This is a genomic window from Obesumbacterium proteus, from assembly GCF_001586165.1.
GTDB lineage: Bacteria > Pseudomonadota > Gammaproteobacteria > Enterobacterales > Enterobacteriaceae > Hafnia > Hafnia protea.
Window position 1 is genome coordinate 3,252,993 of sequence record NZ_CP014608.1, and the last position, 13,873, is coordinate 3,266,865.

Here is a 13,873-nt window from a genome sequence, read left to right on the forward strand (position 1 = left end):
GCGATCGTTTCTGATTGCGGCAAGTGAGAGTAGCAAAGTGCTGATATGTTTTACCGTTAGTGACACTTCTATAAAGCCATTGTTTGATATTGTGATGCTAAAGTGCGGGATTACGCTCAAATAACTCTTTTGGGGTCAGCATGACAGGCATGAAAAAAGGTACTTGGCGTCAGAATTTATATCGCAGTTTATTCGACACTCACACGGCCTTTGGTCGCAAAATGGAATTCTTTTGGATCACGATGGCTGTGGCCAGCGTCGTTCTCGTATTTATGGAGTCAGGCGATCCGAAACCGCTGCGTGTGCTGGTGGCGCGTGAGGATTTAGGACTAAAGCTAGAAGTGTTTTTTACGGCGATATTTACCCTTGAATATCTGCTCCGTTTGCTGACCACGCCTAAACCCAAAAAATACGCGTCGAGTTTTTTAGGCATTGTCGATCTGCTGACCACGCTTCCGCTCTATTGCTTGCTTCTCTTCCCTAATATGGCCGTTGAGTATGTCACGTTGCTGCGGCTGCTGCGTGTTTTAAGGGTGTTACGCATCTTCAAAATGCTGCGTTATATGGGCTCTGCGGCGCTGCTGTGGGATAGCATCGTTGGCGTGCGCAAAAAGCTATTGGTGTTCTTTACCTTTGTGATGATCCTGCTGTGTTTATTTGGCGGGGTGATGTATGTGATTGAAGGCCCTGAACACGGTTTTACCAGCCTTCCTGTGTCAGTTTATTGGGCGGTAGTCACCATGACGACGGTCGGCTATGGTGACATTACGCCCCATACACCGGCGGGACGTATTCTGGCTTCGGTGTTGATCTTGATTGGCTACTCTATTATTGCCATCCCAACTGGGGTGTTAACGGCGCATATGACCGAAGTATTGCAGCGTCGGCGCACCGTCCGTCATTGTGAACACTGCCATAAATCGGGTCATGACGATGATGCCGTGTATTGTAAGTTTTGCAGTAAACGGCTTAGCAAACAGACCCATGATTAAAACAAAAACGCACAGCCTGAGCTGTGCGTTTTGATTAGCGTTAAGTGGGGAAAACTTACTCTTTCCACAAAATATGGCAAAGCTTGTGATCTTTCTCGCGGCAAATCAGTACGCGAGCAAACACATCGGTGATGTCTTCTGATTCGCCATCGGTTAAACCAATCACCACTTCAACGAAGAAGTCAGGGTTCAAGTCGAAATCAACGTGATCTTTCCAGTCTTCGGCGGGATCAAATAACTCTGCTGCGCCGCGCTCTTCAAACTGCAGGTTAAACAGAATAACGTCAGCAGGGTCGAGGTTATCGACGGCCAGTTCAAGAAAAATGTCGTAAGCCTGATCTAAGGCTTCATCTTCGGTGAGTCGATTGTCTAAATCCATCATAAGAGTGTCCTGTACTGTCTCGTCATCAATTAGCCAAGCTATTTACAGCAATGGGCTGAAAAAGTAAAACAGTCGTTCAACAACGCGCTGCCACAGCGGACGTTTTAGCCATTCAGCGTGGTCAAGCAGGGTTGAACGGGCAATATAATCGTCTTGCACGCAGGCTAAGTCAGCGCCGAAACCGTCGTCGTCAATCACTAAAGTGATTTCAAAATTCAGCCACAGGCTACGCATATCCAGATTAACCGTGCCGACCAAACTCAGCTGACCATCGACTAATACACTCTTGGTATGCAGCAGACCGCCTTCAAACTGATAGATCTTAACGCCCGCTTCCAGCAGTTCGGTGAAGAATGAGCGGCTGGCCCAGCCCACCATCATGGAGTCGTTTTTCTTCGGTACGATGATAGAAACATCAACGCCACGCTGCGCCGCGGTGCAAATGGCATGCAGTAAATCATCGCTCGGCACGAAATAAGGCGTGGTCATGATGAGCTGTTCGCGCGCGGAATAGACCGAGGTCAGCAGCGCTTGATGGATCAGTTCATCAGGAAAGCCTGGGCCAGAAGCAATAACCTGAATGGTATGTCCTGATTCTTCTTCGAACGGCAGAGAATGATATTCCGGCTCCGGTGGCAAAATACGCTTACCGGTTTCAATTTCCCAATCACAGGAAAAAATGATGCCCATGGTCGTTGCCACGGGGCCTTCCATGCGCGCCATCACGTCAATCCATTGCCCAACACCGGCATCTTGTTTAAAGAAACGCGGGTCAACCAGATTCATGCTGCCGGTATAGGCGATAAAATTATCGATTAAAACCACTTTGCGGTGCTGACGTAAATCCATGCGGCGTAAAAAGACACGCATCAGGTTCACCTTCAGCGCTTCAACAACTTCAACGCCTGCGTTACGCATCATGGCAGGATAAGGGCTACGGAAGAAGGTGACACTGCCAGCAGAGTCGAGCAGCAATCGACAATGAACGCCGCGTCTCGCCGCCGCCATCAACGATTCGGCAACCTGATCGGCTAATCCACCGGGCTGCCAAATATAAAAGACCATCTCAATGTTGCTGCGTGCCAGTTCGATATCACGAATTAAGGCTTTGAGCGTATCGTCGCTGGTGGTCAGCAACTGTAGCTGGTTGCCCTTAACGCCCGCGATCCCCTGACGACGTTCACACAGTTGAAACAGCGGGGCGGCGACTTCGCTATTCCCTGTCGCAAAAATAGATTTACAGTTTTTAAGGTCGGCTAACCAATGCGCCGTCGATGGCCACATCGCTTTAGCGCGCTCGGCACGCCTTTTCCCTAAGTGAAGTTCTCCGAATGACAGGTAAGCGATGATCCCCACCAGTGGCAGAATATAGATGATGAGCAACCAAGCCATCGCGGAGGGAACCGCACGGCGCTTCATCAAAATGCGAAGTGTCACGCTGGCAATAAGTAACCAGTAGCCAAAAATCGTAAGCCAGCTAATTACGGTATAAAACGTTGTCATAAAGGCGAGTTGTCCTTTCGCAAAAAAGCGTTATCTCTATTGAGTTTACGCACTGTTGTTGAAAGGTAAAACCTTTTCGCGGATAAAAGTCATCGATTTAAAATTCGTATTAATTTACAGCTTGTAACATTGAGACAAAACTTTGGCTGTGATGTGCGGAGGATTTGCACCGAAGAAGGCAAATCGATTGTGTGACAAATATCACTATAGGTTTATAATGCCCGCGCACTTACCCAGAGAGACGTTTGTCATGCGACGTAGTAGAAATGAAGTAGGGCGCTGGCGCATGTTGCGTCAGGTACACCGTCGACGCAGTTGCTGGTTAGAAGGCCAATCCCGCAGAAACCGACACATCTATAGTGTTCGCCGCTTACACAAAATTCAGCATCATCGGTCATTGCTGTATTCTGTGGCTTACGAGTGGTAGAAAAAATTCAGCCCCGCATCGCGGGGCTGGAGCAAGACTTCAAACAGGATTATTTGCCCAGATAGGCATTTAACATCCAAACCTGTTTTTCCTGTTCTTTGATGTAATCGCTCATCAAAGAAGACGTCCCTTCGTCGCCGGCTTCGCTCGCCAACTCTAAAATTTCACGCTGCTGCGTCAGCAGAATGGAATAGCCCGACAGCAAACCTTTCAACGTCCCTTTATCGTCGGTCACGTTGGTATCTTCTTTAATATCCGCCGTTTTCAGATATTCGCTGAACGCGTGACGAGGCTGATAGCCCAGCGTCAGGATACGTTCGGCAAGCTCATCGACTTTCAGCAGCAGATCGTTATAGGTTTCTTCAAACTTCACGTGCAGTTCAAAGAACTGTGGTCCGGTGATATTCCAATGATAGCCGCGCACGTTCATGTACAACACTTGGTAGTTGCCGAGCAGGCTATTGAGGGCTTCTGCCAGTTTGGCAGATTGTTTGGTATCTAGACCAATGTGGGATTTTGTCGCTTTTTTCGTTGTCGCCATAATCGTGAATTCCTCATTATTCGGTGAAAGTGAAACATCCGTAATAAATCGATATCGATTTTTTGACTCTGAGCGCGGTGGAGAACGTCGCCAACATCGCGTCGGATCATCCAACCTAAAAAAACAGGCTTATATAAACAATAAGTTATCCGTGTTTCCTTGAGTTCTATCCTGCCAGAGTTGCGGTTTGAGGTCTAGGCTCCGGCAGGCATTTTTATCAATAGCTGCAATAGGCCACGAAAAAGCAGATAAAACCTAGAGATGGGCGCTGCTTTTATCAACGATTAAGCAACGTTTTTTCAGCGTTTTGTCGGTTTAATCATCATTTTTGAATCGGCTATTTGTATAACTCATAAGTACTAATTATCAGGATGTTGCGGGGCTCGAGGTTTAAGGGTAGACTGCGCAGCATCACTTGATTGTGACAGAAAAGCGCATTTAGCATTATCAATGGAATCTCCATGTAGCCCCGCTAAATGCACTTCTCTGAATTAAGGAAGGCCTGCGCAAGCAGGCCTTTTTTATATCCAGAATTTGTCTATAACGTCCTGTTTTAAAATACTTTCTTATACGGTACTACGGTAACCGCCTGATACACGCCAGCCGCGACGTAAGGATCAGCATCGGCCCATTCTTTGGCATGCTCTAAGGATTCAAACTCGGCAATGATAGCGGAACCTAAGAAACCGGCCGCACCGGGATCGTTGGAGTCGATGGCGGGAAGTGGGCCTGCGGTCAGTAGGCGTCCCTCATCACGTAAGACCTGCAAGCGAGCCAAATGGTCAGGGCGTGCGGTCATTCGCTTATCCAGCGCGTCGGGAACATCCTGAGAGAAAATGAGATATAACATAAGGCTATCCTGATTGTTGGAATAAAGAGTGTGATACAAACAACATCACGTTACGGCATCTGTACTCAGGGTGCAATAAGCCTGTTATCTTGCTGTTAAGGAGTTTGTGGGGGTGCTGTTTTAACCGTCAATCACGCGTTTTCTTTCGCTCTGGGCGCCTTTGCACATTGCACATGATTGCTATTTGCATTTAAACTTGCAGGCTCATTGAGTAAAGAACATTTGGGTTAAATCAATCCGTCAAACCAGGTTGCTAACACTTTGTCGCTGAAAACATCACCACTGAAGAAGTTTTTCCTGACGCGTCGTCTTTCATGGCCAACGACGTTGTCCATCGGGTTGCATTCAACGCTAATCGCTGGTTTGCTGTATGCCTCTGCGCAGGAAATGCTGCATATGCCCGCTGAGGAGCTGGAACCGATCAATGTGGTAATGGTTAACCCTGCGATGTTTGCCGCTCCGGCACCTGTCGCGATCCCTCAGCCAGATGCCAAACCGGAGGCTGCTCCGCCGCCACCGCCAAAAGAAGAGCCGAAGCCAGAACCTAAACCAGAGCCCGAGCCAAAACCGGAACCTAAGCCCGAGCCTAAGCCCATCATTAAGCCAAAACCGAAACCAGTGAAGAAAGAGGTTGTTAAACCTCAGCCGAAAAAAGTGGTTGAAGAGAAGCCGCGCGAAGAGACGCCAAACCGCACGGTGACGTCGCCTGAAACGTCGACCTCAAGCACATCGACGCACAGCAGCACATCGACGACGAAGGCGAGTAACAATACCGTCAGTGCGCCAGCGGTTGCTGCGGTAGCCAGTGGCCCACAGGCTTTGAGCATTGTGAAACCGATGTATCCAGCGCGTGCCTTTGCGTTAAAACAAGAAGGCAAGGTTGTGATTCGTTATGACGTTGATAGCAATGGACGAGTGACGAACGTGGAGATCATCTCCGCTGAGCCGCGCAACTTGTTTGAACGCGAAGTGAAACAGGCGCTGAAAAAGTGGCGTTTTGCGACGGGTCGTGAAGGGAAGGGATTGACCAAGACGATTATCTTCCGCATCACCGGTGATACTGAAATTCAATAACCGCGGCGAGATCAATAAAAAAGCCAGTCACATTGTGAACTGGCTTTTTTTGTAGGCTTAAATCGTGGTGAAGATCTTAATCGTCGAAGCCAACGCGGAAGTTCTCTTTGCCCGCAGGCAAGGTGCGTGACTTGTTGTCATCATCAACTGCCACGTAGGTAAAGACGGCTTCAGTGACGCAGTAACGTTGTCCAATCGGGTCAGAGGACACCTTTTTCACCCACACCTCGATATTTACAGTAATGGAACTGCGGCCAGTGCGGATACAGCGTGCGTAACAACACACCACATCGCCCACGGCGACCGGCTTCAAAAAGGTGATACCGTTAACCGCCACGGTAACAACACGTCCTTCAGCCACTTCTTTTGCCAGAATTGCGCCGCCGATGTCCATCTGCGACATAATCCAGCCACCGAAAATATCACCATTGGCGTTAGTGTCGGCTGGCATTGCCAAAGTACGAAGGACAAGCTCTCCCTCAGGGAAACGATGTTTTTCGCTCATAAATGTCAGTCTTATTCTTTTCAGTTACCACTTTCCTGAAGCAGATTGCGTTCAGGAAAAACCTTATTTGCCGAGCTTTTGTTCTTCGGTCATATGGCGGTAGATGTATACGCCGCTTAATAACGTGAAGACCAGCGTCAGTGCCGTCAGTCCAAAGACTTTAAAATCAACCCAAACGCTTTGCGGCATCCAGAACGCCACATACAGGTTAGCGATACCACAGGCCATAAAGAACAGCGCCCACGCCGCGTTCAGGCGCGACCACACAACATCTGGCAGCGAAATTTCTTTACCGAGCATGCGTTGGATCAACGGTTTTTTCAGCACGATTTGGCTTACCAGCAGCGCGATGGAGAACAGTGCGTAGATAACGGTCACTTTCCATTTGATGAACAAATCGTTATGGAATACCAGCGTCAGCGTACCGAAAATAGCCACCATCACGAAGGTGATGAGCGTCATTTTTTCCACTTTACGATATTTAAGCCAGGTCACGATTAGCGCTACCGCGGTGGCGGCGATTAACGCGCCAGAGGCCACGTAAATGTCATAAAGCTTGTAACAGACAAAAAATACTACTAGGGGCAGAAAATCTAAAAGCTGCTTCATATACCTGTCCATAAATCAGTTAACCGAGCGACTATACCCGATTCAGTGCGGTGAGGCATTAAAACCCTAACGCGTACCTGTTCTCATTATCGCGCATAATGCCGCCGAGTGGGATGCAACGGCGGCTATTTTTGCAAATACTTACAAGATGGCATAATGCTTGCTATCACCTTGATAAGTTTGTTGCTTACACGCATGATGTAGCAAGCGTGTAAAGAAGGTAAGCGACATGAAATGGAAATTTATTAACGGCTGGATGCCGGGTTTAGCCCTCTTGATGGGGTATCAGCGGGAGTGGCTGACAAGTGATATTCGTGCCGGGCTTTCGGTTGCCGCCGTGGCTTTGCCGGTGGCGATTGCCTACGCTGATTTAGCGGGCGTTGGCGCTATCGTTGGGCTCTATTCTTGCGTATTCCCAATGATTGCCTATGCGCTGTTCGGTTCGTCGCGTCAGGTTATTGTGGGGCCAGATACGGCCACCTGTGCGGTGATCGCGGCGGTTGTAACGCCGCTTGCCGCAGGTAACGCCGAGCTTCAATGGCAGTTGTGCATCATGATGACGCTGATGACCGGCGGTTGGTGTTTGATCGCCAGCCGTTTTCGGCTCGGCGCGCTGGCCGATTTGCTATCGCGGCCCATTCTCACCGGATTACTCAACGGTCTGACGATCACGATTATTGTCGATCAGTTAGGCAAAATTTTTGGCTTCCAAACCAAAGCGCGTGAGCTTATCGAACGCTTGCTGTCGCTGCCGCATGATTTACTCGGAAGCCACTGGCCAACCATGCTGTTATCACTGCTCACGCTGGTGGTGCTGATCGGCGTGAGGCGACTGCGCCCGAGTTGGCCAGCGCCGCTTATCGCGATGTGTCTGGCAATGTTGTTGGTATGGCTTTTTGAGTTGCCGCGTCATGGCATACGCACGATTGGCGGGTTCAGCGATGGTTTGCCGATTGTGCAATGGCCAAGCTTCCAGCCGGGCTTACTGCGTGACTTGGTGATCCCCTCGCTTAACCTGGCGTTGATTAGCTTTGTTAGCTTGATGCTCACCGCGCGTAGCTTTGCCGCTAAAAATGGTTATGAGGTCAACGCCGACGCCGAGTTTCGAGCGCTTGGCGTAGCCAATATCGTTTCGGGGCTATCGCAGGGTTTTGCCATCAGCGGCACCAGCTCACGAACGGCGGTGAACGATGCCAACGGCGGTAAAAGCCAGCTTGTTTCCATTGTGGCGGCGGTGGTGATTGGCGTGGTAGTTTTGTTCTTCACCTCTCCGTTGCAGTACATTCCCGTCTCGGCTCTTGGCGTGGTGTTAGTTTATGCGTCGTGGTCATTGCTGGATTTTCGCACGATCATTCAGCTGCGTCGGCGTAACCCACCGGCGTTTCGCTTGGCGCTCTTTACCTTTGCCAGCGTGATGTTAGTGGGGGTTATGCCGGGGATCGGTCTGGCCGTTTTACTCGGTCTACTCCAGTTTTTGCGCACCGTGTTTCGTCCAACGGAACAACTGCTGGGCGTGAACGAAGAGGGCATGATCCACTCGTTAGGCAACGGCGCGCAGGTTAAAGCGGTCGAAGGCGTGTTGATGTATCGGTTTAACTCGCCGCTGACCTATTTCAACGTCAGCTATTTTAAAAGACGAGTGCTCAATTTGGTTGATGGCATGCCGTTCCAGCCGCGCTGGGTGGTGATTGATGCGGTCGCCAGCTTTACCTATCCTGATATCAGCGTGATCTCGGCTATTGATGAACTGAAACGCGATTTAAAACAGCGCAACGTTAAATTGGTGTTAGCTGGTAGAAGAACTGACCTCAAACGCTGGTTCAGCGCAAACCGAGCGAAGGGCGAAGAGAAAGGGCTATTGTTTGTTTCCGATCTCTATTTGGCGCTCAAGTTTATTCAGAGTAGCGAGTGCGTAAACTGTGAGCCTTCACCGCCGAGTGAAACCAAGGTACTGGCGCTGGAAGATAAGAGCGCACGACATCAACCGCCAATAGAACCTTAAAGTATCACCATAAAAAATGGGAGCCAGTGGCTCCCATTTTGCTATCACATATTGATTACGCCGGTTGTCTCACCAACATATAAAGACGAGACAGATAGATAATCAGCATCGCAGAAACCAGATTGCTCAGCGCGCCCATAATCACCATCCCCACCGTTGGGTGCAGGGCAGAAAGCACTCCGACCAACATCAGCAATGCCAGTTTCGCCGCCAGCCACAGCATGATGGCAGGGCTAATTAAACGGACATTGGCAAACGATAGGCGGAAGCTGCTACGAATGGCTCTGATTACGCCGACCTTTTCTTCGGACATAATCATCGGCGATAACGCTAGCCCAACGGCCAATACGATACCCGGCACGATAAAGGCGGTAATACCAAGCTGAACCATCAGCGTACACAGGAACATCAGCAGTAACAGGCGTGGCAGCATCGGTGCCGAAGTACCAATCGCACGCAGAGCGCTAAGGCGTTGTCCTTGAGACACCAGCGGAATTAACGCCAACATACCGCCGAGCAGCAGCACATTACCAATCAGCGCGGAGAAACTGGCCGCAGCGGAAACTTTGAGCAGTACCATCTGCTGCTCTGGTGTCATCTGTTGCACCATTTCTTGCAGTCCCATACCAGACGTTAGCGTTCCGTCGGCACCGGCTAAAATACTCAGATCGTCTGCGCCCGGCGTGAATGCCTGATTCAGGATCACCGAAATAAACGCGGTTAACAGCGCTAACAGGCACAGCGTGCTTATCTGATGACGGAAGAAGTTAAAACTGTCACGGTACAATGTACGGGCCGTGATTGGCATGCAGGCGCTCCTTGGCATTTGCAACGACCCCCTAATTCACTGAAAACGGCTGTAGGATTGCCGCAGTATCAGGTTATTAGGGGATTTAGAATAATCAATGTGCGCCGATTGTACCCTGTTAACCGGGGAAGTGGCACCCCGTCGCTATTTTACTGGCGAATTCTTCAGCGTTTGGCGGGGTGAGCGCGGCAAGCCCATAGGCGGCGCGGGCGCGATCGCAGGCTTCGTTAGGTTCTCCAAACTCCCAAGATTGAGAAAATTCTCGGCAGGGTGAGGGGCGGTTCTCATACATAGAACACATCACGTTTTGACCAATTTCACCGCGTAAATTGATACAGCGCGGTTTTTTAGTATTGGTACCCTGCATACAGCGCATATAAGGGTTGACCTGTTCGGTCAGCGAAGCGGGCACGAGGCCTCCGGCATCATCTGCTTCAGCCCAATAAAATGAAACGCGAAAATAGCCGCAGCATGCACCACATGAGATGCAGGGATTGTGTTGTGAGATCGTTGGAATTGTTTGTCTGTTACTCATCTTGATTTCCCACCACTCCTTATGGCTTCGAACCAAAACAATCGGAATAGAAAAATTACTCCGAGGTTAATTTTACGTCAATCAACTTGGATGAGATGCGTGAGGTATGTTTATAACTCGTTAAAATTGATCCATATCAATTTACGTAAAATCATATAATTAATGCATGTTTAATACATGTCATTTTGTGAAAAACAATGTCATTGATGTGATCTGTGTTAGATCACGCATCATCCTTTTTAGTTATATTTCCGCACGCAGTGATAACCATATAAAGGGAAGGGATGATGAAAAAAATTACACTTGCGCTATGTGTGGCAGCAACGCTGGCACCATCTTTCGCTATGGCTCATCAGGCGGGTGATATTATTGTTCGTGCCGGTACCGCGACGGTACGCCCAACGGAAAGCAGTGATAACGTAATGGGACTGGGCGGATTTAAGATCGATAACGATACCCAGTTAGGATTAACGTTCAGCTACTTAATCACGGATAACATTGGTGTTGAATTGCTGGGAGCAACGCCGTTCCAGCACAAAGTAGGTTTGCAGGCGACGGGTGATATTGCATCTGCACGTCAATTGCCACCGACGTTGATGGCTCAGTGGTATTTCGGTAAAGCCGAAGACAAGCTGCGCCCTTATGTCGGTGTGGGTATCAACTACACCAATTTCTACGATGCGAAGTTTAATAACACGGGTAAAAGCATTGGATTGCATGATCTGAGCGTGGATAATTCATGGGGTGCTGCCGGTCAGGTGGGCTTAGACTATCTGGTTGATAAAGACTGGATGATCAACGCATCACTGTGGTACATGGATATTGATACCACCATCAAGTTCAGAGATGGAAATAACCAAAAGCAAAGCATTGATACACATGTTGACCCATTTGTATTCATGTTTGCCGTTGGCTATCGCTTCTAATCAGAAGTGGATATATCTAAAATAATTCAATTTGCTTGAATGGGGCTGTCAACGCGTAAGCAACTTGAAGTATGGCGGATATAGAGGCAATAAAACGGCCAGTGTTACAGACGCAGAACAGACAAAAAGTTACAGACAATAAAAAGGCGCGTTAAGCGCCTTTTTTGATCGCGAGAAGGACTTACTTTACTCGCATATCGTTTTCAACAACGCGCACACCTTTCACCGTTTTAGCGACAGAAACTGCACGGTTGGCATCAGCAGAAGAAGAAACAAAACCGCTCAGTTGAACGCGGCCTTTAAAGGTTTCAACGCTGATTTCGGTTGATTTGAGAGATTTCTCTGCCAATAGCGCAGACTTCACCTTCGTCGTAATGACGGTATCATCAATATATCCGCCGGTGCCTTCCTGTTTGGCCGTTGGCGCACAGCCTGCCAACGCAACAGAAAAAATCGCCGCTGCGCAAAAAGTGGTAATCGCTTTAACCCATTTCATCAATGTCTCTCCTTGCTGTTTATAGTTGGAATGACCGATCTAATATCTAATCTAATGATTAGCCGTCATGTCATCCGTAATCACTATAATCCATTTTTAAAAAACAGGCTTATCAATATGTAAGCATCACTAATACAAAAAAACCGTGCGGTACGAATACGGCACGGTTGTTGAGGCTAGGTTTATCTAAACGGCTAACTTAACGGCGGGTCGCGGCTTTCATCCCACTGACGAAATCATGTAACTTTTTCAGCATCACATCGGGTTGGTGCTGATTTTTCTCAATGATTTTGACAATAGCGGAGCCAGAAATTGCCCCAGCGGCACCCGCCTCAAGTGCCTCTTTTACCTGAGAAGGTTCAGAGATGCCAAAGCCTTGCAGCGCAGGAGGTGCCTTCAGTTCAGCTAACCGCGCGACCAAATGATGCAGCGGCAGCTGAGCGCGGGTTTCAGCACCGGTAACGCCAGCGCGAGAAAGCAGATAAGTGTAGCCTTGTCCCTGTGCGGAAATGCCTTGCAGCAAATCATCATCGGCGTTCGGTGGGCAGATGAAAATAGGAGCAATACCGTGGCGTAACGCAGCCTGACGGAACGGCATAGATTCTTCGATTGGCACGTCGGCAACCAGTACGGAATCCACACCAACTTCGGCGCAGCGCTGATAAAACTCGTCAATGCCGTTGTGGAACACCAAGTTGGCATACATCAGTAAACCAATTGGGATCTGCGGGTGCTTTTTACGAATTTCAGCCAGCAGTTCGAAACAGAGCGTTGGCGTTACGCCGGCCGCAAAAGCACGCAGCGTTGCATCCTGAATCGTTGGGCCGTCAGCCAGCGGATCGGAGAAGGGTATGCCCAGCTCTAACGCATCGGCACCGGCATCAATTAAGGTATTTACGATCTCCAGAGAGAGCGTGGGAGTAGGATCGCCAAGGGTAACGAAAGGAACGAAAGCACCTTCATTACGCGTTTTGAGTTCAGCGAACAGTTGTTGATAGCGTTCCATTAGATTTCTCCCCGCGCAGTCAAAATATCGTTAACGGTAAAAATGTCTTTATCGCCGCGGCCTGAAAGGTTCACCACCAGCAGTTGTTCTTTATCCGGATCTTGCTCAATCATTTTTAATGCGTGTGCCAAGGCGTGAGAAGACTCCAGCGCGGGAATAATTCCCTCTTCACGCGACAAGCGTTTGAAAGCATCCAGCGCTTCATCATCGGTAATGGACACGTAATCAGCGCGACCAATGCTGTTTAAATAAGCATGCTGTGGCCCGACGGAAGGGAAGTCTAAGCCCGCAGAGATGGAATAAGACTCTTCGATTTGGCCTTCTTCGGTCTGCATCATCGGTGACTTCATACCAAAGTAAATCCCGACTTTGCCATGCTTCAGCGGTGCGCCGTGCTGTCCGGTTTCAATGCCTAATCCACCGGGCTCAACGCCGATCAAACGCACTGATTCTTCGACGATAAAATCTGCAAACATGCCGATGGCGTTTGAACCACCGCCAACACAGGCGAGAACTGCATCAGGCAAGCGGCCTTCAAAGCCTAAAATCTGCGCCTTCGTTTCTTCCCCAATCATGCGCTGGAATTCGCGCACGATGGTTGGATATGGATGTGGGCCAGCCGCGGTGCCGAGCATGTAGTGCGCTTTGTCGTAAGAACCAGACCAGTCACGCAGCGCCTCATTACAGGCATCTTTCAGCGTAGCGGAACCGCTGGTGACAGAGATAACCTCTGCGCCCATCAAACGCATACGGAAGACGTTTGGCGATTGACGCTCAATATCTTTAGCGCCCATGTATACGCGGCATTTCAGACCGAGCAGGGCACAGGCCAGCGCAGAAGCTACGCCGTGTTGCCCAGCGCCTGTCTCGGCGATAATTTCGGTTTTGCCCATGCGCTTGGCCAACAATGCTTGGCCCAGCACTTGGTTAGTTTTATGTGCGCCGCCGTGCAGCAGGTCTTCGCGTTTCAGGTACAGTTTGGTTTTGGTGCCTTTGGTTAAGTTACGGCACAGCGTCAGTGCCGTAGGGCGACCTGCATAGTTTTTCAATAAATCGATGAACTGTGCTTGGAACTCAGGATCTTTCTGCGCGCTGACAAAGGCTTCTTCCAACTGCTTCAGTGCAGGCATCAAGATCTGGGGAACGTACATCCCGCCAAATTCGCCGAAATAGGGGTTTAGTAGTGTCATGTTATGTCCCAACCTAATTATTGATTT

General features: G+C 49.3%; 16 protein-coding genes. 5 read left to right on the forward strand and 11 right to left on the reverse strand.

The genetic code is table 11. The annotated features are described in order from the left end of the window. Window positions 1-140 precede the first annotated feature (140 nt). Entirely contained in the window at window positions 141-992 is an 852-nt protein-coding gene (locus tag DSM2777_RS15495) for an ion transporter (RefSeq protein ID WP_061554473.1), read from the forward strand. Between the two features lie 55 nt (window positions 993-1,047). On the opposite strand, the gene DSM2777_RS15500 is transcribed toward DSM2777_RS15495, so the two are convergent. Together DSM2777_RS15500 and cls are read right to left on the reverse strand one after the other, a co-directional pair. Continuing rightward, a complete protein-coding gene (locus DSM2777_RS15500; protein ID WP_035502449.1) occupies window positions 1,048-1,371 on the reverse strand; it encodes an HI1450 family dsDNA-mimic protein in 324 nt (107 codons plus the stop codon). A gap of 45 nt (window positions 1,372-1,416) precedes the next feature. Continuing rightward, complete coding sequence (cls, locus tag DSM2777_RS15505; RefSeq protein ID WP_046459105.1) at window positions 1,417-2,877, reverse strand: cardiolipin synthase; 1,461 nt, start codon at window positions 2,875-2,877, stop codon at window positions 1,417-1,419. A 250-nt stretch (window positions 2,878-3,127) separates the two neighbouring features. Here cls and DSM2777_RS23860 point away from each other — a divergent pair, with 250 nt between their 5' ends. After that, window positions 3,128-3,304, forward strand: coding sequence for a YciY family protein (locus DSM2777_RS23860; RefSeq protein WP_071603101.1), 177 nt, complete (start codon window positions 3,128-3,130; stop codon window positions 3,302-3,304). 49 nt (window positions 3,305-3,353) lie between these two features. On the opposite strand, the gene DSM2777_RS15510 is transcribed toward DSM2777_RS23860, so the two are convergent. After that, on the reverse strand, window positions 3,354-3,845 hold the full coding sequence (locus DSM2777_RS15510; RefSeq protein WP_046459106.1) for a Dps family protein: 492 nt from the start codon (window positions 3,843-3,845) through the stop codon (window positions 3,354-3,356). A 553-nt stretch (window positions 3,846-4,398) separates the two neighbouring features. After that, on the reverse strand, window positions 4,399-4,695 hold the full coding sequence (locus tag DSM2777_RS15515; RefSeq protein ID WP_025796906.1) for a YciI family protein: 297 nt from the start codon (window positions 4,693-4,695) through the stop codon (window positions 4,399-4,401). A 396-nt stretch (window positions 4,696-5,091) separates the two neighbouring features. On the opposite strand from DSM2777_RS15515, the gene DSM2777_RS15520 reads away from it, so the two are divergent. After that, window positions 5,092-5,769 (forward strand): TonB family protein, encoded by a 678-nt coding sequence (locus DSM2777_RS15520; protein ID WP_061555414.1) that lies wholly within the window; start codon window positions 5,092-5,094, stop codon window positions 5,767-5,769. A 76-nt stretch (window positions 5,770-5,845) separates the two neighbouring features. Here DSM2777_RS15520 and yciA read toward each other — a convergent pair whose 3' ends face one another. Then, window positions 5,846-6,274: an acyl-CoA thioester hydrolase YciA gene (gene yciA, locus DSM2777_RS15525; protein ID WP_025796902.1), complete on the reverse strand. Its 429-nt coding sequence runs from the start codon at window positions 6,272-6,274 to the stop codon at window positions 5,846-5,848. Between the two features lie 63 nt (window positions 6,275-6,337). Further along, window positions 6,338-6,883 (reverse strand): septation protein A, encoded by a 546-nt coding sequence (locus tag DSM2777_RS15530; RefSeq protein ID WP_046460109.1) that lies wholly within the window; start codon window positions 6,881-6,883, stop codon window positions 6,338-6,340. A gap of 229 nt (window positions 6,884-7,112) precedes the next feature. On the opposite strand from DSM2777_RS15530, the gene DSM2777_RS15535 reads away from it, so the two are divergent. Then, entirely contained in the window at window positions 7,113-8,885 is a 1,773-nt protein-coding gene (locus DSM2777_RS15535; protein ID WP_046460108.1) for a SulP family inorganic anion transporter, read from the forward strand. A 55-nt stretch (window positions 8,886-8,940) separates the two neighbouring features. On the opposite strand, the gene DSM2777_RS15540 is transcribed toward DSM2777_RS15535, so the two are convergent. Continuing rightward, the gene (locus DSM2777_RS15540) at window positions 8,941-9,693 is read right to left on the reverse strand and encodes a YciC family protein (protein WP_061554474.1); all 753 of its coding nucleotides are present in this window, start codon (window positions 9,691-9,693) and stop codon (window positions 8,941-8,943) included. 118 nt (window positions 9,694-9,811) lie between these two features. Then, window positions 9,812-10,201, reverse strand: a complete 390-nt coding sequence (locus DSM2777_RS15545; RefSeq protein WP_174521883.1) for a YkgJ family cysteine cluster protein — start codon at window positions 10,199-10,201, stop codon at window positions 9,812-9,814. A gap of 314 nt (window positions 10,202-10,515) precedes the next feature. Between DSM2777_RS15545 and ompW the strand changes: the two genes are divergently transcribed. Further along, a complete protein-coding gene (gene ompW, locus DSM2777_RS15550; protein WP_061554476.1) occupies window positions 10,516-11,154 on the forward strand; it encodes an outer membrane protein OmpW in 639 nt (212 codons plus the stop codon). Between the two features lie 181 nt (window positions 11,155-11,335). Here ompW and DSM2777_RS15555 read toward each other — a convergent pair whose 3' ends face one another. From DSM2777_RS15555 to trpB, 3 genes are all read right to left on the reverse strand, one after another. Beyond that, a complete protein-coding gene (locus DSM2777_RS15555; protein WP_025796889.1) occupies window positions 11,336-11,650 on the reverse strand; it encodes a BON domain-containing protein in 315 nt (104 codons plus the stop codon). A 199-nt stretch (window positions 11,651-11,849) separates the two neighbouring features. Further along, window positions 11,850-12,656 carry a tryptophan synthase subunit alpha gene (gene trpA, locus DSM2777_RS15560; protein WP_061554477.1) on the reverse strand — a complete coding sequence of 269 codons (807 nt, stop codon included), beginning with the start codon at window positions 12,654-12,656 and terminating at the stop codon, window positions 11,850-11,852. Further along, entirely contained in the window at window positions 12,656-13,846 is a 1,191-nt protein-coding gene (gene trpB, locus DSM2777_RS15565; protein ID WP_040044830.1) for a tryptophan synthase subunit beta, read from the reverse strand. The genes trpA and trpB overlap by 1 nt, the downstream gene beginning before the upstream one ends. Window positions 13,847-13,873 lie beyond the last annotated feature (27 nt).